Consider the following 22,392-nt stretch of genomic DNA (forward strand, 5'->3'; position numbering starts at 1 on the left):
CTGCACCCGACCAATCTGCCAGAAATACTACACTGCCCCTTGCCACGCGGAGGCCGTCCATACATGCCACTGCGAATTTCCTCCAGAATGGATAAGAGTCCGGCCCATTGAAGGACGGACGAATAAAGAAGCAGCGATTTACGGAAGAGCAGATTATTGCGGTGCTGAAGGAGCAGGAGGCTGGCGCGAAGGCAGGCGACCTCTGCCGCAAGCACGGGATTTCAGAAGCGACGTTTTACAACTGGAAGGCCAAATACGGCGGCATGGAAGTCTCCGAGGCGAAGCGGCTGAAGGCGCTTGAGGACGAGAACGCGAGACTGAAGAAGCTGCTGGCCGAACAGATGTTGGACGCAGCAGCGCTCCGCGAGCTTCTTGCAAAAAAATGGTAGGGCCTGCCGCCAAGCGTGACGCCGTCACGCATCTGAAGACCGTCATGGGTCTTTCGGAGCGGCGGGCCTGCCAGATCATATCTGCCGATCGCAAGATGGTGCGATATCGGTCCTGCCGACCGCCGGAGGTAGAATTACGGACGAAGCTGCGCGACCTCGCCAATGAGCGAAGGCGTTTCGGCTACCGGCGGCTGTTCGTCCTGCTTCGGCGGGAGGGAGAGCCGTCCGGGGTCAACCGCATCTATCGGCTCTATCGCGAGGAAGGTCTTACTGTGCGCAAGCGTAAAGCCCGGCGGCGTGCTGTTGGCATGCGTGCGCCGATCCTGGTCGAAGCGAAGGCCAATTCCCGCTGGTCGCTGGATTTCGTGCACGACCAGTTTGCCTGCGGCAGACGCTTCCGCATGCTCAACATTGTCGACGACGTGACGCGCGAATGCCTGGCAGCAATCCCGGACACCTCGATCTCCGGCCGCCGCGTCGCTCGCGAACTGACGACCCTCATCGAACGACGCGGCAAGCCGGGAATGATCGTCTCCGACAACGGCACCGAATTCACCTCGAATGCCATCCTTGCCTGGTCGAAGGATCACAAGGTCGAGTGGCACTACATCGCGCCGGGAAAGCCGATGCAGAATGGCTATGTCGAGAGCTTCAACGGCCGGATGCGCGACGAGTTGCTCAACGAGAGCTTGTTCTTCGGCCTCGATCATGCCCGCAGTGCCATTGCCGAGTGGGCTGAGGATTATAACAATTTCCGGCCGCACTCATCGCTCGGATACCAGACCCCGGCAGACTATGCCGGGTCCATCGCCGCAACCGGCTCCAACACTACGCAAGATGAAAGCTTCGCGTTTCCGCCGGTTGCTCACACCGCGCCACTTGGCGTATTGAAATCCGCCGAGGCTCTAATCGCAGCTGGATGAAAGTTCAGTGGCATGTATGGACGGCCTCCGCGTGGCAAGGGGCAGTGTAGTATTTCTGGCAGATTGGTCGGGTGCAGGCATGTATACGGCCTTTGATTGCGGCGCGTTCATGCCGCTGGCCCTGATGTAGTCCGCTGATCGGATCCCAGACAGGTCAACGCGCTTTCAAGCGGCACCCACTGATCGGGTTTGTCCGATCCCGGCTCGACCGTTCGCCATCACGCCATCAGCACCTCACCAATTTCTGCATCCTCTGTGAGCATTCAAAGGGCGGCGGTTGCCTCAAAGCGCCTGCCCGTCGTCATCAACGCCCAGACGATCCGCGCCATCTTGTTGGCCAAAGCAACAGCGACGACGTTGTACGGCTTCTTCACCAGAAGTTCGGCCGCCCAACGCGTCGGTGCAACTTTAGCCTTGCCGCTGAAACGAAGCACCGCATGCGCGCCCACAACGAGAAGCCGGCGGAGATAGGGATCGCCTTGTTTGCTGATCCTTCCGAGGCGGTCCTTGCCACCTGATGAGTTCTGCCGCGGCACCAGGCCTATCCAGGCCGCCAATTGTCGGCCGGATTTGAAGAGCGACGCGTCGGTCACCGTCGCGGCAATTGCGCTGGCAGTGATCGGGCCAATTCCAGGGATCGTCTCAAGGCGGCGGCTCAGTTCGTTCGAGCGATGCCAAGCATGAATTTGGCGATCCAGCTCGCTAACCTTCTCGTGCACCTCCCGCAACTGCCCGATCAGCGGAAGAAGCGCGGACCGCGCGAGCGGCGGGATGAGATCGTGATCACCATCTTCGACCAACGCGATCAGCATTCCGACGCCGGCAATGCCCTGTCGCGTTACGATGCCGAACTCCGCCAAGTGGCCGCGCAAGGCGTTTACCAGCATTGTCCGCTGCCGGATCAAAAGCTCGCGGACCCGATGCAGCATCAGCACACTCTGCTGCTCCTCGCTCTTCACAGGGACAAACCGCATCGTCGGCCGCGTCACCGCCTCGCAAATCGCCTCGGCATCCGTCGCGTCATTCTTCTGCCGCTTCACGTATGGCTTGACGTAAGACGCCGGCATCAGCCGAACCTCGTGACCCAGCGCCATAAGAACCCGAGCCCAGTGGTGTCCAGTCGCGCATGCCTCGATTCCGATCAGGCATGGCGGCAATGCCTTGAAGAATCCAACGACATCGTCGCGGCGCAGCTTGCGGCGGCTCACCGTCGCGCCAGCACCATTGATCCCGTGAACCTGAAATACATGCTTGGCGATATCCAGACCAATTGTGGTAATCTTCTCCATGGACGGCTCTCCCTTATGTGACTTTCGACAGCCACACTTTGGCACATTGCGATGCCGGGAGCGGAGGCCGTCCACCACATCAGGTCAATATGATGAAAGCTTCCAATTCCCCCCGCGCCTCCGTGAACGCGGGAAGGGTTTTGTTTCGATCATGCTCGATGATCAGAGAGGCCATCGTCAGAAACAGAATTGGCTGCTGCTTTCCAGTCCACGAGTAGAAGTAAACAGCCCGATGCAAGCCGACCGAACTTGGCTTGTTGCTTATTATTAGCTCAGCGGCACGTTTGGTCCGCCGCAGAAACTCCACTGTCCGATGCCCCCTGCTATCCTCGGCTTCATCGATGGTGCCCTGGGCTAGGAGCACAAAATCATGGATCATTTTCAGCGTGGGCGCCGCGTAAACCGAGCCACCAGCAGGAAGATCAACGGTCTTGATAGGATAGGAAATCGAAGGCTCGAAGAGCAGAGCGTAAATCTCTGCAGCAAGCGATTTGATTTCAGCTTGCTCAGTGTCCCCAAATCCCGACCAATATTGGTGGCCTGTGCCTCGACGAGTAATCGCGCGGGCTGCCATTACATCGGGCTTTCGTCGACCCCTTATCAGGCTTAATTCTTGTGGAGTGATTTGGGCGGCTTGCTGATTTATTCGAACGAATGAATCTTCGGCCGTTGCAGCATCACCTCTGACCCATTGCAAACTTAGTACCCGGCTTCCCAGCGCGCGACTTTTCGCAACGATATCAGGTCCGAAGTCGCTGGGATTCTGCGCCGCTTTTACAAAATCTTTGTAAGAACCGATCTCCTTAGACACAAGTTCGCGTGTTTTTTTCGCAAATTCGAGTTGTTCTTGGGGAATGGCGTGGCCGAAAAATTTCTGAGATAATTCGCCATCGCCATAGTCATCCTGAACCCAAGCGATGAGTGCACTGAGCCGATGAGAACCATCGATTACAAATAGGAGGTCCTTATGCTTCCAGAGAATTACCGCTGGGATCAAGTGCCCATCGATGAATGTTCTTATCAGCCCGACCACCCTCTTCGCGTCCCACTCTGAAGTTTCGCGCTGAAAGTCGGGTTTCCGCAAGGCGAGATAGAAGAAAGCGTTGATCTCCAAATCACGCGAGCTAATCGTTTGTGGCACGGGTGCATCATCATTGGAGCTGACGACCTCAAAATCCTCGCGGGACAAAAGTGCGTCAAGATTAACATTTCCGGCCACGATACCCACCCACTTTCCTAAGTCGCCCTAAGCGAATCACAGGTCCGCATTCATCATAACGTTGCAATCGGGGGTCGCACAGAGAGATGTAGGTGAGTTGTTTACTTCTGAAACCGGAGCATTTGGCAAAGTGTTGTGAAGCATCATGCGCTATCACCACCCGGCAGTTCGAATCTCGTCCGGTAGTATGGCGCACCCGACAGGATCTGAACCTGTGACCTTTGGAATCGGAATCCAACACTCTATCCAGCTGAGCTACGGGTGCATGCCGAAGGCGGTTTGAATCGCCTGTCCGATGGGTGGTTCTTAGCCTAGCTTGCGGCCGGCTTCAATCGCGAAATTCTCAGAAATACCAATGCTTGCGGTTTGCAGGGTGTTTTTATTCGTCAGTCTCGGGATTGAACGAAAAACTCCGCCGGCCTTGCGGGCGGCGGAGCGGGTTGTCTGGGGCAGGGCGCGCCTTACAGCGGTCAGATCTGCATGGCGCCGGGGCCGGGGATGGCCTTGGGCGGCACCTTGCCGAGGATGATCATCCCCAGCACTTCGTCCTTGGTCACATCCTCGGTGCGGGCGTGGCCCACGAGCTGGCCGTTCTTCATCACCGAAACGCGGTCGGCGAGGTCGAAGACGTCGTGGATGTCGTGGCTGATGAGGAAGATGCCGATGCCCTCCTTCTTCAGCTGCTTGATCAGCTCGCCCACCTGCGCCGTCTCCTGGGGGCCGAGGGCTGCCGTCGGCTCGTCCATGATCAGGATGCGGGCGTTGAAGAGGATGGCGCGGGCGATCGCCACCGATTGCCGCTGGCCGCCCGAAAGCGCCTTCACCGGCTCCTTGAAGCGCTTGAAGTTGGGGTTGAGCCGCCCCATCACCTCGCGTGCCGAGGCTTCCATCGCCACGTCGTCGAGCGTGCCCCAGCGGGTCTTCAGCTCGCGGCCGAGATAGAGGTTGGCGGCGGCGTCGACATTGTCGGCGACGGCAAGCGTCTGGTAGATCGTCTCGATGCCGTATTTCTTGGCGTCGCGCGGGTTGCGGATGTCGGCCGGCTCGCCATTGATCAGGATCTCGCCGCTGTCGCGCTTATAGGCGCCGGAGAGGATCTTGATCAGCGTCGATTTGCCGGCACCGTTGTGGCCGAGAAGGGCGACCACTTCGCCGGGGTAGAGATCGACCGAGGCATTGTCCACGGCATGGATGCCGCCGAAGGAGATCGAGATGTTTTTCAGTTCCACAAGGGGAGTGCGTTGATCAGCCATGTCTAGGGCTCCTCTCACTTGGCACGGGCGCGATAGACGGTGTCGAGCCAGACCGCCACGACGAGGACAGTGCCGACGACGACGCTCTGCAGCGGCGTGTCGACATGGGCGAGAACCATGCCCGATTGCAGCGACTGCATGACGAGCGCGCCGAGCATGGCGCCGGCAATGGTGCCGGTGCCGCCCGCCAGCGACGTCCCGCCGATGACGGCGGCGGCGATGGTGTAAAGCTCGTCGAGCGTGCCCTGCGAGTTGGTTGCGGCGTTGAGCCGCGCGGTGGAAATCGCCGCCGCAATGGCAGCAAGAACGCCCATCAGCGCGAAGATGCGCACCGTCACCCAGCGGGTCTTGATGCCGGCGAGCTCGGCCGCCTCGGGGTTGCCGCCGATTGCGAAGACATAGCGGCCGAAGCGCAGCCTTGTGGCGATGAAGGTCATGATGATGCCGACGACGATGGCGATCAGCACCGGCACGGCGATGCCGTAGGGAATATCCAGGCCGGTTTCGGGCCAGGGGATATTGTTGGTCTCGGCATATTTCTTGGCGATGTTGATCGGCCAGTAATAGCTGTTGGCGATGCAGACGGCGCCGAGGATCAGCACGCAGCTGAGGATGGCGAGGAAATATTCAGCCCAGATCGGCCGGCGCGGAAAGCCGAAGCGGCGGCGCTGCCGGCGCGAGCCGATGATGCTGGCGATGACGAACAGGCAGGCGGCGATGCCGACGATCCAGCTCCAGGTGGCGCCGATCGAGCCCTCCGCGCCGCCGCCCATGATGCGGAAGGTCTGGTCCATGGGGGCAACCGTCTGGCCGCTGGTGACGAGCCAGGTCGCGCCGCGCCAGACCAGCAGGCCGCCGAGGGTGACGATGAAGGAGGGAACGTTCAGGAAGGCGATGATCATGCCCTGGAAGGCGCCGATCAGGAAACCTGCCGCAATGCCGACCAGCAGCGTGATCGCCCAGGTGAAGGGGCTGTCGAAGCCGATATACTCAGGCAGGATTTTCGCCTGGGTCACCCCCATGATCATGCCGCAGAGGCCGAGCACGGACCCCACAGAAAGGTCGATGTTGCGGGTGACGATGATCAGCACCATGCCCGTCGTCATGATCGCGATATCGGTCGTCTGAACCGAGAGGTTCCAGAGATTGCGCGGGGTCAGAAACAGGCCGCCGGTGATGATGTGGAAACCGATCCAGATGATGATCAGCGCGCCGATCATGCCGAGCAGGCGCGTGTCGATCTCGGTCGCGCGGAAGAAGCGGGTCACCGGATTGGCTTCCGCCGTTCGCGGCCCGCTTGATGCTGTTGATTTTACCATTTCGGCCATGGGTTTGCCGTTCCCCCATTATGTTTGGACGGCTGCGCCGGCGTGCCCGAAACTCTGGGCGGCGTCATTCGTCTGTTCTTCAACTGACCATCGCGATGCTTCCGGAAACCGTGGCGTGGCGTCGCGACACCCTTCCGGCAGGGAATGCAGGTCCGCGATGGTGCGGCGAGGCGGAGAAAGCTCTGTGGTCGAAGTTCTCATCCGCATCCGGCGCCGCAACGGTCTTTCCGCTGCGGCGCCGGCAATTTCGTTCGAAGCTTGCTTACTTGCAGGCGGCGACCGTGCCGGCCTTGACGCCCTGGCAGGCTTCAGCCTTGGAGATCCAGCCGGCGTCGATGACGACGTTCAGATTGTCCTTGGTGATCGCCAGCGGCTTCAGGAAAACCGACTGCATTTCCACGCCCTTCGGGCCGCCCTTGAAAGCCTGGGCGCCGTCGATCTTGCCCATGTCCTTGCCGCCGGCGAGGTCGAGAGCGATTTCGGCAGCGCGCTTGCCGAGTTCGCGGCTGTCCTTCCAGACGGAAACCGTCTGTGTGCCGAGAGCGATGCGGTTCAGCGCCGCCTTGTCGCCGTCCTGGCCGGAAACCGGAACGGAGCCGGCGAGGCCCTGCGCGTCGAGCGCTGCGATCGCGCCGCCGGCCGTGCCGTCATTGGAGGCGACGACGGCGTCAACCTTGTTGTTGTTGGCGGTCAGGAACTGCTCCATGTTGCGCTGGGCGTTCTCCGGCAGCCAGCCGTCGGTATAGGCCTCGCCGACATTCTTGATCTTGCCGGCGTCGATCGCGGCCTTCAGCACTTCCTGCTGGCCCGAGAACAGGAAGTCGGCGTTCGGGTCTGAGGATGAGCCCTTGATGAAGACGTAGTTGCCTTCCGGCTTCGCCTTGAAGACGCCTTCGGCCTGCAGGCGGCCGACTTCCTTGTTGTCGAAGGTGATGTAGAAGGCAGCCGGGTTTTCGATCAGGCGGTCGTAGCCGACGACCGGGATGCCTTCGGCAGCAGCCTTTTCGATTGCCGGGCCGATGGCGTCGGAATCCTGGGCGAGAATGATCAGCGCGTTGGCGCCCTGCGAGATCAGCGATTCGACGTCGGTCAGCTGCTTTGCGGCCGAGGACTGCGCGTCAGCGGAAATATACTTGGCGCCCTTGGCTTCGAGAGCCTTCTTGATGGCGGCTTCGTCGGTCTTCCAGCGCTCTTCCTGGAAATTCGACCAGGAAACGCCGACGACGAGATCGGCAGCCAAGGCCGCGGTATGCACGGAAACGAGAATGGCCGCGCCTGCCATCAATTTAAAAATAGACTTCATAATGTCCTCCCGAGTGAGTTGCGACCGGCCCAGCCCATGCTTCCTCCGGCCACCGCGAAAAGCTGTCGAGGGAAATTCGGATTATTTTCTCGACAGTCGAGAAATTTGATGTCAGAGATTTTTTCGGCTGTCAACACTGGGCCGTCAGCTTTATTTTCCTTGCGGAACGACGGCCGGCGATGCAGTGGAAGCGAGGGCGGAGAGAAGCATGATGCCGAAAAGTGTGAGCGGTTTTCTCATGATATCATGCTCTAACTTTTGAATTTTAGCGGGAAGGAGAGGGCGGCATTCATGCTGACCAAGTCGAGCACGGAGCTGGTCCGGCAGAGAAACAGCGTGCTCGTGCTGTCCGTGCTGCGCCGTCACGGTGCGCTCGCCCATACCGAAATATCGGATTTCACCGGCCTTTCCTCGGCCACCATTTCGGCGATCACGGCCGATCTGGAGCGCGCCCATATCATCGAAAAATCCGAGCAGCAGGCGGCGAGCGGCCGCGGCCGCCCGCGCGTGCTTCTGCGCCAGCGCCGCGATTGCGGCTATCTCATCGTCGTCATCATCTCGTCCGATGCCGTGCAATATTCGCTGGTGGATTATGCCGGCAAGCTGATCGACCGTTTCAGCGAGGAGCGCTCGCATGATCCCTCGGGTGCGGCCCGTTTCGTTGAAGGCGTGCGCGCCGGTCTCTCGCGCATTCTCGAGCGCTCCAGAATTACGCAGGAAAAAGTGCTGCTAATCTCGATCAGCAGCAAGGGACTGGTCAATTCCACCGAGCCGGTCCTTCTGTGGTCGCCGATCTTCGGCAGCGATCAGATCGATTTCGAATCGGTGCTGCGGCCGGACTGGCAGGCCAAGGTCATCCTCGACAACGAAACACTGCTGGTCGCAGCCGCCCTCGGCGCCCGCGAAGAGATCGTCAAGGGCGCCGATTTCCGCTCGCTCGCCGCCCTTTCGCTCGGACACAGCATCGGCCTCGGCATCGTCAGGCGCGGCGGCCAGACCGGCCAGGAGATCTCGGCCCCCAATTTTGGCCACATGCTGCACATGGCGGGTGGCGGCCTCTGCCGCTGCGGTACCCGCGGCTGCATCGAAGCCTATGCCGGCTTCTACGCCATCCTGCGCAGCGCCTTCGAAGTGCCGCTCGACACGATCCCGGCGAAATTCGTCCCCGTCACCGAACTCGATAAAATCGCCGCCAAGGCCCGCCAGGGCCACCGCACCTCCACCATCGCCTTCCGCCAGGCGGGCCTTGCGCTCGGCAACGGCCTGTCGCGCATGCTCAGCCTCACCGAACGCATGCCCATCGCCATCACCGGCCCGGGCACCCGTTATTACGACCTGCTGCGCCAGGGCATCGAAGAAGGGCTGGGGCAGTCGCACATCGTGCGCATGGAAGGCATGCCGGAAATTCGCGTGGTGGCAGACGAACCGATCCTCGTGTTCGAAGGCCATCTCAACCGGGCGCTCTCGGTAATCGACGAGGATATCGTGATCTCGGGGGGGCAGGGCGGGGATTAAAGCACCCCCGACACCGGCCTATAGTGGCTTTCGGAAGAACACGACGCGCTGTGTCTCCTCAAATCCTAAAGCGGTATGGAGCGCGTGGCTCGCTGAATTCTCAAGCGGCGCGTCAGAGCCAAACTCAACACACCCACGCGACCTTCCCCAATCCGCAACGGCATTGCAAAGCGATCCTGCGATACCCTTTCGCCTGTCAATCGGCCGGACATAAATCCCTTCGAGGAACAGAACGGGCGAGCTGCTGCATCCATTCACATAATCATGTCGCAACGTGGCCTCCGCAAACCCGACAGCTTCATTCGCAGCATTTCGAGCGATGAACGCGACGGCTTCTCCACTGTCTGACAGAAACGCCCGGCCCAACTCAGCGCGATGATCTTCAAGCGAGTGATGCGGCCATAGCGCAAGGCGAAGCCGCGCCCATGGCTCGGCATCTTTTATAGTCCCAATCTCGATCATCGATTCCATATTGCGATCCCTCCTGTCGACAAAATCCCGATTGAAGCGACACAGATGCTTCACGAAGATAGCGCCGCCCCGTGAATATCTCCTAGAGCGCCACCCACCCTCCGTTAAGCCGAGTATCCACACCGCATCCACCACCGACGATGAGCAGGTCGCATCTCCTCTTGCACCCTCATTCCTGTGACGGGCACAGGAATGAGGGCGAGAGAGGTCGCGTCCCGACCCCAGCAGGTCGCGTCCGCCGTGCTATGTGGCTGCCTAAGACCCCGCCCCAACCCCTCCCCACAACGGGGAGGGGGCTTACCCCGTTGCGCCCGGGTCGGCTGCGGCCATGAGTTCCAGGCTCAAGGCCTGGAATGACAGAGGTTGGAGGTGCGCTGCCGCCAAACAGGCTGTCGATATTTCGGATGGCGCGGGGTGCTTTCTCGTGGCTGTCATAGCGCCCGCCCGATGACGCCTCATCCGCTGCGCTGAGGGCGAGTTTGGCGCAAACGCAACCCTACCCTCCGTCATCCCAGGCCTCGAGCCTGGGATCCATGCCACGACTGCCGGTGAATGCGGCGTGGGTGCTCGGCTCAAGGCCGAGCATGACGGAGGGAGGGGCAAAAGTCGCTGGAGATAGCTCACCCGCCAGAGACTTTGCGACAGATTCGAGCCTACTGACGGCGAGTTTGGCGCAAACGCACCCTCACTCTCCGTCATCCCAGGCCTTGAGCCTGGGATCCATGCCACGACTGCCGATGCATGCGGCTTGGATGCTCGGCTCAAGGCCGAGCATGACAGAGGGTGGGGAGCCGGAGCAAACAACGGGGCCATACACAAACGAAAAACGGCCGGGCAAACGCCCGGCCATCTATATCACCCAATCAAAAGCCAGCCGTCAGCCAACTTTGACCAGCTTGCCTTCCTTGACCGACTGCACCGCCGCATCGGCAAGCACCAGAGCCGCCAGGCCATCGGCGCCGGAAGGCGAGATCTTCGTGCCCTTTTCGATCGCGGCAATGAAGGCGGCGATTTCGTTGGCGTAGGCTTCGGTATAGCGGGTCATGAAGAAATCATGCAGCGGTGGGCGGGTATAACCGTCGCCGTTTGCCACTTCGATCGAGACCGGACGCTGGTTTTCGGCCGCGGCCATGCCCTTCGCACCGTGCACTTCGATGCGCTGGTCGTAGCCATAGGTGGCGCGGCGGGAGTTGGAGATGACGGCCTGCTTGCCGGATTTGGTCTGCAGGATCACCGAGACGCTGTCATAGTCGCCGGCTTCGCCGATCGCCTTGTCGACGAGGACGGCGGCGGTTGCCAGCACCGACACCGGCTCTTCGCCGAGCAGGAAGCGGGCCATGTCGAAATCGTGGATCGTCATGTCGCGGAAGATGCCGCCCGAGCGCTTGATGTAATCGACCGGCGGGGCGCCGGGGTCGCGCGAGGTGATCGTCACCATTTCGACATCGCCGATCTTGCCGTCGTCGATCACCTTGCGCACCGCCATGAAATGCGGGTCGAAGCGGCGGTTGAAGCCGACCATCAGCTTGGCGCCGGTCTCTTCCACCACCTTGATGCAGGCCTTGACGCGGGCGACGTCGAGATCGACAGGCTTTTCGCAGAAGATCGCCTTGCCGGCGCGGGCGAAGCGCTCGATCAGGTCGGCATGGGTGTCGGTCGGCGTGCAGATGACGACGGCGTCGATATCCTTGGCTGCCTCTATCGCCTCGATGGTGCGGACTTCGCAGCCATAGGCCGAAGCAATGGCGTCGGCCGCCTGCGGAAAGGCGTCGGCCACCGCGACCAGCGTCGCATTGGCGTCGCCGCTGACGGCTTTCGCATGAACCTTGCCGATGCGGCCGGCGCCGAGAAGACCAAATCTCACTGTCATAGCAACCTCCGTTGAATTCGGAACAAATAAACCGAATTACCCAAAATCTGGAATTTTCATTCCATCTTCTCCACGCGGCGTCAAGCCCGCGGCTCTTTCACATTTGCAAGATTCCAACTAAAGACAAGCGCGACACATGCCGATGGCTGTGCCGCACATGCCAGGGGCATGTGCGGCACATGCCGGGGTATGCACGACATATCCGACCGCGGGGCAGAGATGCAACTGATTGATCCGAACCATCCGGCATACCGGCGCCTTTGGGTGCGTGTCGCCATCGTTGCCGTCTGCTTCGGCTGGGCGGCGTTCGAGATCGTTGGCGGCGATCCCTTCTGGGCGGTGCTCTCGGCCGCGGCGGGCGCCTATTCCTTCTATATGCTGTTTTGGACCTTCAAGCCGCAGCCGGCGACCGTCGAGCCGACGGCCGAGCCTCAGGCAGATGAAGACGAAGAGCCGGCGGAGATATCCACGGAGAAATCGTCCAAGGACGGGCTCTAATGCAATGTCGCCCGGAAGTGTGCAGCGGTTCCGGGATAACGACATGCATCAAAACAAAGCGCTAAAGCGCGTCGCATGAATCAAGTTTGATGCGACGCGCTTTAACGGCCCAATCGCCGCAGCGCCTCGTCGATCAGCAGATTGGCCAGCATCATCCGTGTCGTCGCATTGTCGCGGAAGGGCAGGGCGACGCCGTCGGGATGGTTGGCGCGGGCGAAGGTGCGGCGTTTCTCGCTGAGGGTCATCGGCGTGTCGGCAGCCGAGATCGCCAGTTCGGCGGCAACCTCTTGCGGCGCCGTGCGGGTGAGATGGTCCGGCATGGCGGGCTCTGGTTCCGGCAAAGGCGCCGGTTTCTCGACGAACCCGGCGGCGGCGTCGAGATCCAGGTTGTCGAAATAGGCCTCGCCGATCCGCTGCGAGGCGACCGAGACGCCCTCCATGACATCGAAAGCAAAGCCGGTGCCGAGGCCTGCCACGCGGTGGCTGGCTGGCGCTTCGGCCTCTTCAGTCGTCTCCTCCTCAGCCTTCAGCCGCTCGAGCACTGATTGAAATACCGACTGTCCGAACAGCATCCGCTTTCCTCGAGAGCGTTCGTTTTCTTCGAAACACCCGACGTGCTCAAATTTTTTCCGCAATTCCCGGACGCAAAAACTGCTGCGCCTTTTGGTGGAATTGCGCCGGCGCGCATTAGAGATGGGGAAGATGGCGCCGGGCTTGCGGGCCTCTTCAGCCTGCCTGCTTCAGGCTCTCCTCCAGAATGATGTCGTAGAGCAGTCTTGCGCTCGGCGGCAGCGCCCGTTCCCTGGCGGTGATCAGGCTGTAAGGCTTGACGTTGATGTCGAAATCGATCGGCAGCATCCGCACGTCGGAAGCCCTGGCGCTCTGGCCGGACAGGAACTGGGCGACGTCGGTGGCGACAGGAGCGATCGCATCGGTTCCGCAGACGATGGCGCAGGTCAGAAGCAGCGAGGAGGTGTTGACGATATTTTCCGGCAGCGCCACGCCGCGCGACAGGAAAATATCCTCGATGGTCCGGCGCAGCAGCGTGCCCGGCGGTTGAAATACCCAGTCGTAATCCCTGATATCGGCAAGGCTGCTGGCCTTTTTCTTCTTCAGCAGCGGATGGCGGCTGCGCACGATCAGGCAGGCGCGTTCGATGCCGATCTCAGTCACCTCGAACAGGCGCGGATTGAGATCGTCGGGAATGCGGCTGATGATGAAGTCGTGGCGGGCTGCGAGCAGCTCGCGGGCGAGCACGTTGCTGGTCTCCACCTGAATGTTGATCTCGATGCCGGGATAGGCCTTGCGCACCCTGTTGATTGCCGGCACGACGAGGCTCATGGCCGGCGCCGTCACCGCGCCGATAAAGACCGGGCCGCCCTTGCCGCTCTTCAGTTCGCCGATCTCGCGGCTCGCCTCGCGCAGCTCCAGAAGGATCTTCCGCGCGCGTCTCGCCAGCGCCGCGCCGAAGGTCGTCAGCACCACGCCGCGGGCGACGCGCTCATAGAGCGGGGTCTTGGTGATTGATTCCATTTCGGACAGCATGCGCGATGCGGCGGGCTGTGAAATGTTCAGGACTTCCGCAGCTGCGGAAATCTGTCCGCTATCTTCGATTGCGACGATCATGCGCAGGTGATTCAGCTTAAGTCCTGCACGTAAAAGGCTGTCATCGCCGAAACTATCGCTGTGGATATCGACGTGGTCCATCAAAATGGGTTCTGAAACAATCGTCATGGTTGCAGCCTCCTCGCTGCGCTCCATCAAAAGTAATACTTTTTAACGATATACCAAAATTGTTATGCACGTTACCACTTATTCTATTTGACAGTTATAGGAATCCATACCAGTTTGCCGCCGTGTGCTGGTTGGCACTCAACACGTGTGAGATCGTGGAGGAGACCTACTTCGTTTCTCACCATCTGAAGTAACTATCCAATACGGAACCTGCCACAGTTTCGGGGCGGGCGATTTTTCGTCCGCTGCTTATTAACAAGGGAGAGAGAAATGAAGTCCATTATCTCATTGATGGCTGCGGCTGCCTTCGGCGTCGCTTCGTTCGTTGCACCGGCAATGGCCGCCGACAAGGGCACCGTCGGCATTGCCATGCCGACCAAGGCTTCGGCCCGCTGGATCGACGACGGCAACAACATCGTCAAGCAGCTCGAAGCTGCCGGTTACGCCACGGACCTGCAGTACGGCGACGACGACATTCCGAACCAGCTTTCGCAGATCGAAAACATGGTCACCAAGGGTGCCAAGGTTCTGGTCATCGCTTCGATCGACGGCACGACGCTTTCCGACGTGCTGCAGAAGGCTCATGACGCCGGCATCAAGGTCATCGCTTATGACCGTCTGATCCGCGATTCGGGCAATGTCGATTACTACGCGACCTTTGACAACTTCCAGGTTGGCGTTCTTCAGGCTAACTCCATCGTTGACGGCCTCGGCCTCAAGGATGGCAAGGGCCCGTTCAACATCGAACTGTTCGGCGGTTCGCCGGATGATAACAACGCCTTCTTCTTCTATGATGGCGCAATGTCCGTCCTGCAGCCCTACATCGACTCGGGCAAGCTCGTCGTGAAGTCCGGCCAGACCGGCATGGACAAGGTCGGCACCCTGCGTTGGGATCCGGCAACGGCCCAGGCCCGCATGGACAACCTGCTCTCGGCTAACTACACCGACGCCAAGGTCGACGCTGTTCTGTCGCCTTACGACGGTCTGTCGATCGGTATCATCTCCTCGCTGAAGGGCGTTGGTTACGGTACGGCTGCTCAGCCGCTGCCGATCGTCACCGGCCAGGACGCTGAAATCCCGTCGGTCAAGTCGATCATCGCTGGCGAACAGCACTCGACGATCTTCAAGGACACCCGCGAACTCGCCAAGGTCACTGTTGCCATGGTCGATGCCGTCATGTCCGGCAAGGAGCCTGAGGTCAACGACACCAAGACCTACGACAACGGCGTCAAGGTCGTTCCGTCCTACCTGCTGAAGCCTGTTGCCGTCGACAAGACCAACTACAAGCAGATCCTCGTCGACAGCGGTTACTACTCTGAAGACAAGCTGAAGTAATAAGCAGGACCGGAACCCGCGCTTGCGGGTTCCGGTCTTCGATTTTATGATCGCCAAGCCGCTTGGCGGCTCACGGCGCTGGAACTTTGACTATGGACAACACCATCCTCGAAATGCGGAGCATCACCAAGACGTTCCCGGGCGTCAAGGCGCTGGAGAACGTGAACCTCAAGGTTCGCCAGGGTGAAATTCACGCATTGGTCGGCGAAAACGGGGCCGGCAAATCGACCCTGATGAAGGTCCTCTCGGGGGTCTATCCCACCGGAAGTTATGACGGCGACATCGTCTATGAAGGCGAGACGCGCAACTTCAAGGTCCTGAAGGATTCCGAAGAAATCGGCATCGTCATCATTCACCAGGAACTGGCGCTGGTGCCGTTGCTGTCGATCGGCGAGAATATCTTCCTCGGCAACGAAAATGCCAAGAGCGGCGTCATCAGCTGGGACGAGACGTTCAACCGCACCAAGCAGCTGCTCAAGAAGGTCGGCCTGTCGGAATCTCCGAACACGCTGGTGACCGACATCGGTGTCGGCAAGCAGCAGCTCGTCGAGATCGCCAAGGCGCTTTCGAAGAGCGTCAAGCTGCTCATCCTCGACGAACCCACCGCCTCGCTCAACGAAAGCGATTCCGACGCGCTGCTCAACCTGCTGATGGAATTCCGCAACCAGGGCATCACCTCGATCATCATTTCCCACAAGCTGAACGAAATCCGCAAGGTCGCCGACCAGATCACCGTCCTGCGCGACGGCATGACGGTCAAGACGCTCGACTGTCACGCGGACGAGATCAGCGAAGACATCATCATCCGCAACATGGTCGGCCGCGATCTCGAGGACCGCTATCCCCCGCGTTCGGTGCCGATCGGCGAAACCATTCTCGAAGTGAAGAACTGGAACTGCTATCACCAGCAGCACCGCGACCGTCAGGTCCTGCACGATATCAACGTCACCGTCCGCAAGGGCGAGGTCGTCGGTATCGCCGGGCTGATGGGGGCAGGGCGCACCGAATTCGCCATGAGCCTGTTCGGCAAGGCCTATGGGCACAAGATTTCGGGCGACGTGCTGATGCATGGCAAGCCGGTCGATGTCAGCACCGTGCGCCGGGCGATCGATGCCGGTCTTGCCTATGTCACCGAAGACCGCAAGCAGCTCGGCCTGGTGCTCAACGACACGATCCTGCACAATACGACGCTCGTCAATTTGAACGCGGTGTCGAACGCATCGGTCATCGACAGCGTCAAGGAATCCAGGGTCGCCTCCGACTACCGCTCGAAGCTGCGCATCCGCTCTTCCAGCATCTTTCAGGAAACGGTCAATCTGTCCGGCGGCAACCAGCAAAAGGTGGTGCTGTCGAAGTGGCTGTTCTCCGATCCCGATGTTTTGATCCTCGACGAGCCGACGCGCGGCATCGATGTGGGTGCAAAATACGAAATCTATACTATCATCAATCAGCTCGCGGCTGACGGCAAAGCCGTTCTGATGATCTCGTCGGAAATGCCGGAACTTCTTGGCACCTGCGACCGCATCTACGTCATGAATGAAGGGCGTATCGTTGCGGAACTGCCGAAGGGAGAAGCGAGCCAGGAAACCATCATGCGCGCCATCATGCGCTCAGGAGAGAAGAAACAATGACGCCGATCAACCAACCCATCGCTGAGCAAGGGCGTGTCGTCTCGATCGGAGACTACGTTCGCGGCAACATCCGGGAATACGGCATGTTCATCGCGCTGATCGCGATCATGGTGTTCTTCCAGATTTCGACCGGCGGCGTTCTCTTCAGGCCGCTCAACCTGACCAACATCATTCTGCAGAACTCGTTCATCGTCATCATGGCGCTCGGCATGCTGCTGATCATCGTCGCCGGCCATATCGACCTTTCGGTCGGCTCCGTCGTCGGTTTCATCGGCGCCATTGCCGGCGTCATGACGGTGCAATGGCACGTCAACTATGTCGTCGCGACTGTCGTCTGTCTGGCCATGGGCGCGCTTGTCGGCGGCGTCCAGGGCTATTTCGTCGCCTATCACAAGATCCCGGCCTTCATCGTGACGCTGGCCGGCATGCTGGTCTTCCGTGGCCTGACGCTGTTCGTGATGACGGCTTCGGGAACCGGCACCAGCATCGGTCCGTTCCCGCCGGAGTTCCAGCTGATCAGCATCGGCTTCCTGCCGAACCTTTTCGATATGGGCGGCATCAACTCGACCTCGATCATTCTGACCGTTATCGGCGCCGTCGCCCTCTTTTATCTCGCGTGGCGCAAGCGGCTGTCGAACGAGAAGCATGGCAATGACGTCGAGCCGTTGGGCTTCTTCCTCGCCCAGAACGTCATCGTCAGTCTCGCCATTCTGGCGCTCGGCTACCAGCTGTCGATCTATCGCGGCTTCCCGAACGTGCTGGTCATCATGCTGGCCCTGGTCGCTGCCTACGCCTTCATCACCCGTCGCACGACGATCGGCCGCCGCATCTACGCCATGGGCGGCAATGAGAAGGCGACCAAGCTTTCCGGTATCAACACCGAGCGGCTGACCTTCCTGACCTTCGCCAATATGGGTCTGCTCGCTGGTCTCGCCGGCCTGATCGTGGCGCTGCGCCTCAACTCGGCGACGGCCAAGGGCGGCTTCGGTCTCGAGCTTGACGTCATCGCCGCCTGCTTCATCGGCGGCGCGTCGGCCCAGGGCGGCGTCGGCAAGGTGACGGGTGCAGTCATCGGCGCCTTGATCATGGGCATCATGAACAACGGCATGTCGATCCACGGCCTCGGCACCGACTCGCAGCAGATGGTCAAGGGCGCGGTGCTACTCGCTGCCGTGTTCTTCGACGTCTACAACAAGAACAAGGGCTGAGCGCTCGAGCGCAGCCCGGGCATTCGCAGTCATATGAATGATCAATTCCGGCTCCTGAGGGAGCCGGACAGGCGGAGCTTTTTCTGAAAGTCTTCGCTGGAACGAGAAGGATCGAAGTCGTGCTTATTTCCCAGATCAAGGGTGCCAACGGAGAGATCGTCGTCGCCGTGCGCGAGCAGGGCGGCGCTGCAAGATCGGTGAAGAATGCCGGCAGCGTCTATGCGCTGGCGATGGAAGCCGCCGACGGCGGCAAGTCGCTTGCCGCGGTTATCGAGGCGCATGGTTACGGCGATGCCGTCGATCTTGAAAAAGTCTATGCGGAAGGCCGCTTCCTGCCGCCGATCACCCATCCGGAAGCCGCCCACCTGCATCTGACCGGCACCGGCCTGACGCATCTCGGCTCCGCCGCCACCCGCGATTCCATGCACAAGAAGACCACCGAGGCGGCCGAGGAAACGCTCACCGACTCGATGAAGATGTTCAAAATGGGTCTCGAGAACGGCAAGCCGAAGGCTGGCGAAAAGGGCGTCCAGCCCGAATGGTTCTACAAGGGCAACGGCTACGGCACTGCTGCCCCCGGCGCGCCGCTCGTCTCGCCGTCTTTCGCGCTCGATGGCGGCGAAGAGCCTGAAATGGCTGGCATTTACGTCATCGCCAAGGACGGCTCGCCCTTCCGCATCGGCTTTGCTTTGTCGAACGAGTTTTCGGACCACGTGACCGAGCGGATCAACTATCTCTATCTGGCCCACTCGAAACTGCGCCCCGCCGCCTATGGTCCGGAAATCCGCATCGGCGCCGCCCCCGACGACATCCGCGGCACCTCGCGCATCAAGCGTGGCGACAAGGTGATCTTCGAAAAGCCCTTCCTGTCGGGCGAGGCGAACATGTCGCACACCTTCGCCAATCTCGAATATCACCACTTCAAATACGGCATCTTCCGTGTTCCGGGCGATGTTCATGTCCATATGTTCGGCACGGCGACGCTCTCCTTCGCCGACGGCATCAAGGCGGAAGAGGGCGATGTCTTCGAAATCGAAGTAGCCGATTTCGGCCTGCCGCTGCGCAATCCGCTGAAGGTGGCCGCCGAAGAAGAGATCGCCGTCAGGCAACTCTGATTTCTCGTAAACGGCAAAGGAGGCTCATTCAGCCCATGACCATTTATCAAAACCTGATCGCCGGCGAATGGGTCGGCACCAACGCGACGAAGAACATCAATCCGTCCGATACGAACGAAGTCGTCGGCCTTTATGCCGACGGCAGCGCCGAAGATACCAAGAACGCTATCGCCGCCGCCAAGGCCGCTTTCCCGGCCTGGTCGCGCTCGGGCATCTGGGAACGCCACGTCATCCTGAAAAAGGCCGGCGACGAGATCATGGCGCGCAAGGACGAGCTCGGCGCGCTGCTTGCCCGCGAGGAAGGCAAGACCCTGCCTGAGGCCACAGGCGAGGTCATCCGCGCCTCGCAGATCTTCGAATTCTTCGCAGGCGAAGCCCTGCGGCTGGCCGGCGAGGTCATCCCGTCGGTGCGCCCGAACATCGGCGTCGAAATCACCCCCGAGGGCCTCGGCGTCATCGGCATCATCACGCCGTGGAATTTCCCGATCGCCATTCCCGCCTGGAAGATCGCGCCGGCGCTCTGCTACGGCAACACCGTCGTCTTCAAGCCGGCCGAGCTGGTGCCCGCCTGTTCGTGGGCGATCGTCGACATCCTCAACCGCGCCGGCCTGCCGAAGGGCGTGTTGAACCTCGTCATGGGCAAGGGCTCGGTCGTCGGCCAGGCGATGCTCGAAAGCCCCGACGTTCACGGCATCACCTTCACCGGCTCCACCGGCACGGGCAGGCGCGTCGCCGCCGCCTCGATCGAGCATAACCGCAAGTTCCAGCTGGAGATGGGCGGCAAGAACCCGATGGTCGTGCTCGACGACGCCGATCTTTCCGTCGCCGTTGAAGCCGCCGCCAATTCCGGCTTCTTCTCCACCGGCCAGCGCTGCACCGCCTCGTCGCGGCTGATCGTCACCGAAGGCATCCACGACAAGTTCGTCGCGGCCCTCACCGACAAGCTGAAGACGCTGGTCGTCGACAATGCGCTGAAGGCCGGCACCCATATCGGCCCTGTTGTCGACGAGCGGCAGTTGAAGACCGATACCGACTATATCGAGATCGGCAAGTCGGAAGGCGCCAAGCTCGCCTTCGGCGGCGAGGTCATTTCCCGTGACACGCCCGGCTTCTACCTGCAGCCGACGCTGTTCACCGAAGCGACCAACCAGATGCGTATTTCGCGCGAGGAGATCTTCGGACCTGTGGTCTCGGTGATCCGGGCGAAGGATTACGACGAGGCGCTTGCCATCGCCAACGACACGCCGTTCGGGCTTTCGGCCGGCATCGCCACCACCAGCCTGAAACATGCGACGCACTTCAAGCGCAATTCCGAGGCCGGCATGGTCATGGTCAACCTGCCGACGGCGGGCGTCGATTTCCACGTGCCGTTCGGCGGCCGCAAGGGTTCGTCCTACGGTCCGCGCGAGCAGGGCAAATACGCGAGCGAATTCTACACAACCGTCAAGACCGCCTACACGCTGGCTTAAAACAAAGTGCGATGACCCGGGCCGTACGAGGCGGTCCGGGGATATCCCTGAAGGACAGAGACGATGAAAAAGAAAGCGGAATGGCCGCGCAGGCTGAGGTCGCAGGAATGGTACGGGGGCACGAGCCGCGACGTGATCTATCACCGCGGCTGGCTTAAAAACCAGGGTTATCCGCACGACCTGTTCGACGGCCGACCGGTGATCGGCATCCTCAACACTTGGTCGGATATGACCCCGTGCAACGGTCATTTGAGGGAGCTCGCCGAGAAGGTGAAGGCGGGTGTCTGGGAGGCCGGCGGCTTCCCGCTCGAGGTGCCGGTATTCTCGGCATCCGAAAACACCTTCCGCCCGACCGCGATGATGTACCGCAACCTCGCCGCACTGGCGGTGGAAGAGGCGATCCGCGGCCAGCCGATGGATGGCTGCGTCTTGCTGGTCGGCTGCGACAAGACCACACCGTCGCTTCTGATGGGGGCCGCCTCCTGCGACCTGCCGTCGATCGTCGTCACCGGCGGGCCGATGCTGAACGGCTATTTCCGCGGTGAACGCGTCGGCTCCGGCACGCATCTGTGGAAGTTTTCGGAAATGGTGAAGGCCGGCGAGATGACGCAGGCCGAATTCCTCGAGGCGGAAGCCTCGATGAGCCGTTCGTCGGGCACCTGCAATACCATGGGTACCGCCTCCACGATGGCCTCCATGGCCGAGGCGCTCGGCATGGCACTGTCCGGCAATGCCGCAATCCCGGGCGTCGATTCCCGCCGCAAGGTCATGGCGCAACTGACCGGCCGGCGGATCGTGCAGATGGTCAAGGACGATCTGAAGCCCTCCGAGATCATGACGAAACAGGCTTTCGAAAACGCCATCCGCACCAATGCGGCGATCGGAGGATCGACCAACGCCGTCATCCACCTACTTGCGATTGCCGGCCGCGTCGGCATCGATCTTTCGCTCGACGACTGGGACCGCTGCGGTCGTGACGTCCCGACCATCGTCAACCTGATGCCGTCGGGCAAGTACCTGATGGAAGAGTTCTTCTATGCTGGTGGCCTGCCGGTGGTGCTGAAGCGCCTCGGCGAAGCGGGCCTGCTGCACAAGGACGCGCTGACGGTCTCCGGCGAAACCGTCTGGGACGAGGTCAAGGAGGTCGTCAACTGGAACGAGGACGTCATCCTGCCGGCTGAAAAGGCGCTGACCTCTTCGGGCGGTATCGTCGTGCTGCGCGGCAATCTGGCGCCGAAGGGCGCCGTGCTGAAGCCTTCGGCCGCCTCGCCGCATCTCTTGGTGCACAAGGGCAGGGCTGTCGTGTTCGAGGACATCGACGACTACAAGGCCAAGATCAACGACGACAATCTCGACATCGACGAAAACTGCATCATGGTCATGAAGAACTGCGGGCCGAAGGGTTATCCCGGGATGGCCGAAGTCGGCAACATGGGACTGCCCCCGAAGGTGCTGAAGAAGGGCATCCTCGACATGGTGCGCATTTCCGACGCCCGCATGTCCGGAACCGCCTACGGCACCGTCGTGCTGCACACCTCGCCGGAAGCGGCAGTCGGCGGCCCGCTTGCAGTCGTGAAAAACGGCGACATGATCGAACTCGATGTGCCAAACCGTCGTCTTCATCTCGACATTTCCGACGAGGAGCTGGCGCGGCGGCTTGCTGAATGGCAGCCGAACCATGATCTGCCGACATCAGGTTATGCCTTCCTGCATCAGCAGCATGTCGAAGGAGCTGATACCGGCGCCGACCTCGACTTCCTCAAGGGATGTCGCGGAAACGCAGTCGGCAAGGACAGCCACTAACCGGATGCATCCGGAATTGATCGTTGATGAGGCGGGGCA

Annotated in this window: 18 protein-coding genes and 1 tRNA gene; 9 read left to right on the forward strand and 10 right to left on the reverse strand. The window is 60.8% G+C overall.

Annotated elements, in window-relative coordinates:
• The first annotated feature begins 122 nt into the window (after positions 1–122).
• Positions 123–1,312, forward strand: a protein-coding gene (locus ACS4RS_RS13005) for an IS3 family transposase (protein ID WP_439011834.1) whose coding sequence is annotated in 2 segments (ribosomal slippage) — positions 123–375 and positions 375–1,312 — 1,191 coding nt in all. Because the reading frame shifts where the segments join, the coding sequence is not laid out codon by codon here.
• A gap of 263 nt (positions 1,313–1,575) precedes the next feature.
• On the opposite strand, the gene ACS4RS_RS13010 is transcribed toward ACS4RS_RS13005, so the two are convergent.
• From ACS4RS_RS13010 to xylF, 6 genes are all read right to left on the reverse strand, one after another.
• On the reverse strand, positions 1,576–2,601 hold the full coding sequence (locus ACS4RS_RS13010) for an IS110 family transposase (RefSeq protein WP_439010117.1): 1,026 nt from the start codon (positions 2,599–2,601) through the stop codon (positions 1,576–1,578).
• Positions 2,602–2,680: 79 nt separating this feature from the next.
• Entirely contained in the window at positions 2,681–3,829 is a 1,149-nt protein-coding gene (locus ACS4RS_RS13015) for a DUF262 domain-containing protein (RefSeq protein ID WP_439010651.1), read from the reverse strand.
• Between the two features lie 179 nt (positions 3,830–4,008).
• Positions 4,009–4,085 (reverse strand) — tRNA-Arg (locus ACS4RS_RS13020).
• Positions 4,086–4,290: 205 nt separating this feature from the next.
• On the reverse strand, positions 4,291–5,073 hold the full coding sequence (locus ACS4RS_RS13025; protein ID WP_003592835.1) for an ATP-binding cassette domain-containing protein: 783 nt from the start codon (positions 5,071–5,073) through the stop codon (positions 4,291–4,293).
• A 14-nt stretch (positions 5,074–5,087) separates the two neighbouring features.
• Positions 5,088–6,401 (reverse strand): ABC transporter permease subunit, encoded by a 1,314-nt coding sequence (locus tag ACS4RS_RS13030; protein WP_439010650.1) that lies wholly within the window; start codon positions 6,399–6,401, stop codon positions 5,088–5,090.
• Positions 6,402–6,663: 262 nt separating this feature from the next.
• Entirely contained in the window at positions 6,664–7,704 is a 1,041-nt protein-coding gene (gene xylF, locus ACS4RS_RS13035; protein ID WP_439010649.1) for a D-xylose ABC transporter substrate-binding protein, read from the reverse strand.
• Positions 7,705–7,995: 291 nt separating this feature from the next.
• On the opposite strand from xylF, the gene ACS4RS_RS13040 reads away from it, so the two are divergent.
• Positions 7,996–9,219 carry an ROK family protein gene (locus ACS4RS_RS13040; protein ID WP_439010648.1) on the forward strand — a complete coding sequence of 408 codons (1,224 nt, stop codon included), beginning with the start codon at positions 7,996–7,998 and terminating at the stop codon, positions 9,217–9,219.
• An 18-nt stretch (positions 9,220–9,237) separates the two neighbouring features.
• Here ACS4RS_RS13040 and aac(6') read toward each other — a convergent pair whose 3' ends face one another.
• Both aac(6') and iolG read right to left on the reverse strand, forming a co-directional pair.
• Positions 9,238–9,681, reverse strand: a complete 444-nt coding sequence (gene aac(6'), locus ACS4RS_RS13045) for an aminoglycoside 6'-N-acetyltransferase (protein WP_439011833.1) — start codon at positions 9,679–9,681, stop codon at positions 9,238–9,240.
• An 886-nt stretch (positions 9,682–10,567) separates the two neighbouring features.
• Positions 10,568–11,560: an inositol 2-dehydrogenase gene (gene iolG / locus ACS4RS_RS13050; RefSeq protein ID WP_439010647.1), complete on the reverse strand. Its 993-nt coding sequence runs from the start codon at positions 11,558–11,560 to the stop codon at positions 10,568–10,570.
• Positions 11,561–11,779: 219 nt separating this feature from the next.
• Between iolG and ACS4RS_RS13055 the strand changes: the two genes are divergently transcribed.
• Positions 11,780–12,058 (forward strand): hypothetical protein, encoded by a 279-nt coding sequence (locus ACS4RS_RS13055; protein ID WP_439010646.1) that lies wholly within the window; start codon positions 11,780–11,782, stop codon positions 12,056–12,058.
• A 101-nt stretch (positions 12,059–12,159) separates the two neighbouring features.
• On the opposite strand, the gene ACS4RS_RS13060 is transcribed toward ACS4RS_RS13055, so the two are convergent.
• Positions 12,160–12,630: a hypothetical protein gene (locus tag ACS4RS_RS13060; RefSeq protein WP_439010645.1), complete on the reverse strand. Its 471-nt coding sequence runs from the start codon at positions 12,628–12,630 to the stop codon at positions 12,160–12,162.
• Between the two features lie 154 nt (positions 12,631–12,784).
• Entirely contained in the window at positions 12,785–13,792 is a 1,008-nt protein-coding gene (locus tag ACS4RS_RS13065) for a LysR family transcriptional regulator (RefSeq protein WP_449313682.1), read from the reverse strand.
• 270 nt (positions 13,793–14,062) lie between these two features.
• Between ACS4RS_RS13065 and chvE the strand changes: the two genes are divergently transcribed.
• The 6 genes from chvE (at position 14,063) to araD (ending at position 22,353) form a co-directional block, all read left to right on the forward strand.
• Positions 14,063–15,127, forward strand: coding sequence for a multiple monosaccharide ABC transporter substrate-binding protein (chvE, locus tag ACS4RS_RS13070; protein WP_003565744.1), 1,065 nt, complete (start codon positions 14,063–14,065; stop codon positions 15,125–15,127).
• Positions 15,128–15,219: 92 nt separating this feature from the next.
• Positions 15,220–16,758 carry a multiple monosaccharide ABC transporter ATP-binding protein gene (mmsA, locus tag ACS4RS_RS13075; RefSeq protein WP_439010644.1) on the forward strand — a complete coding sequence of 513 codons (1,539 nt, stop codon included), beginning with the start codon at positions 15,220–15,222 and terminating at the stop codon, positions 16,756–16,758.
• Positions 16,755–17,966 (forward strand): multiple monosaccharide ABC transporter permease, encoded by a 1,212-nt coding sequence (gene mmsB / locus ACS4RS_RS13080; protein ID WP_439010643.1) that lies wholly within the window; start codon positions 16,755–16,757, stop codon positions 17,964–17,966. The genes mmsA and mmsB overlap by 4 nt, the downstream gene beginning before the upstream one ends.
• Positions 17,967–18,085: 119 nt before the next feature.
• The gene (gene araD1 / locus ACS4RS_RS13085; protein ID WP_439010642.1) at positions 18,086–19,081 is read left to right on the forward strand and encodes an AraD1 family protein; all 996 of its coding nucleotides are present in this window, start codon (positions 18,086–18,088) and stop codon (positions 19,079–19,081) included.
• A 35-nt stretch (positions 19,082–19,116) separates the two neighbouring features.
• Positions 19,117–20,550 carry an aldehyde dehydrogenase family protein gene (locus tag ACS4RS_RS13090; RefSeq protein WP_439010641.1) on the forward strand — a complete coding sequence of 478 codons (1,434 nt, stop codon included), beginning with the start codon at positions 19,117–19,119 and terminating at the stop codon, positions 20,548–20,550.
• A gap of 63 nt (positions 20,551–20,613) precedes the next feature.
• A complete protein-coding gene (gene araD / locus ACS4RS_RS13095; RefSeq protein ID WP_439010640.1) occupies positions 20,614–22,353 on the forward strand; it encodes an L-arabinonate dehydratase in 1,740 nt (579 codons plus the stop codon).
• Positions 22,354–22,392: the final 39 nt, after the last annotated feature.

It is taken from the genome of Rhizobium sp. F40D2, from assembly GCF_051810745.2.
Taxonomy (GTDB): domain Bacteria; phylum Pseudomonadota; class Alphaproteobacteria; order Rhizobiales; family Rhizobiaceae; genus Rhizobium.

Coding starts and splice junctions, on each gene's coding strand:
- ACS4RS_RS13040 (WP_439010648.1), top strand. CDS start 7,996: ATGCTGACCAAGTCGAGCACGGAGCTGGTCCGGCAGAGAAACAGCGTG.
- ACS4RS_RS13065 (WP_449313682.1), bottom strand. CDS start 13,792: ATGACGATTGTTTCAGAACCCATTTTGATGGACCACGTCGATATCCAC.
- chvE (WP_003565744.1), top strand. CDS start 14,063: ATGAAGTCCATTATCTCATTGATGGCTGCGGCTGCCTTCGGCGTCGCT.
- xylF (WP_439010649.1), bottom strand. CDS start 7,704: ATGAAGTCTATTTTTAAATTGATGGCAGGCGCGGCCATTCTCGTTTCC.
- ACS4RS_RS13030 (WP_439010650.1), bottom strand. CDS start 6,401: ATGGCCGAAATGGTAAAATCAACAGCATCAAGCGGGCCGCGAACGGCG.
- araD (WP_439010640.1), top strand. CDS start 20,614: ATGAAAAAGAAAGCGGAATGGCCGCGCAGGCTGAGGTCGCAGGAATGG.
- iolG (WP_439010647.1), bottom strand. CDS start 11,560: ATGACAGTGAGATTTGGTCTTCTCGGCGCCGGCCGCATCGGCAAGGTT.
- ACS4RS_RS13090 (WP_439010641.1), top strand. CDS start 19,117: ATGACCATTTATCAAAACCTGATCGCCGGCGAATGGGTCGGCACCAAC.
- ACS4RS_RS13060 (WP_439010645.1), bottom strand. CDS start 12,630: ATGCTGTTCGGACAGTCGGTATTTCAATCAGTGCTCGAGCGGCTGAAG.
- mmsA (WP_439010644.1), top strand. CDS start 15,220: ATGGACAACACCATCCTCGAAATGCGGAGCATCACCAAGACGTTCCCG.
- ACS4RS_RS13055 (WP_439010646.1), top strand. CDS start 11,780: ATGCAACTGATTGATCCGAACCATCCGGCATACCGGCGCCTTTGGGTG.
- ACS4RS_RS13025 (WP_003592835.1), bottom strand. CDS start 5,073: ATGGCTGATCAACGCACTCCCCTTGTGGAACTGAAAAACATCTCGATC.
- ACS4RS_RS13010 (WP_439010117.1), bottom strand. CDS start 2,601: ATGGAGAAGATTACCACAATTGGTCTGGATATCGCCAAGCATGTATTT.
- mmsB (WP_439010643.1), top strand. CDS start 16,755: ATGACGCCGATCAACCAACCCATCGCTGAGCAAGGGCGTGTCGTCTCG.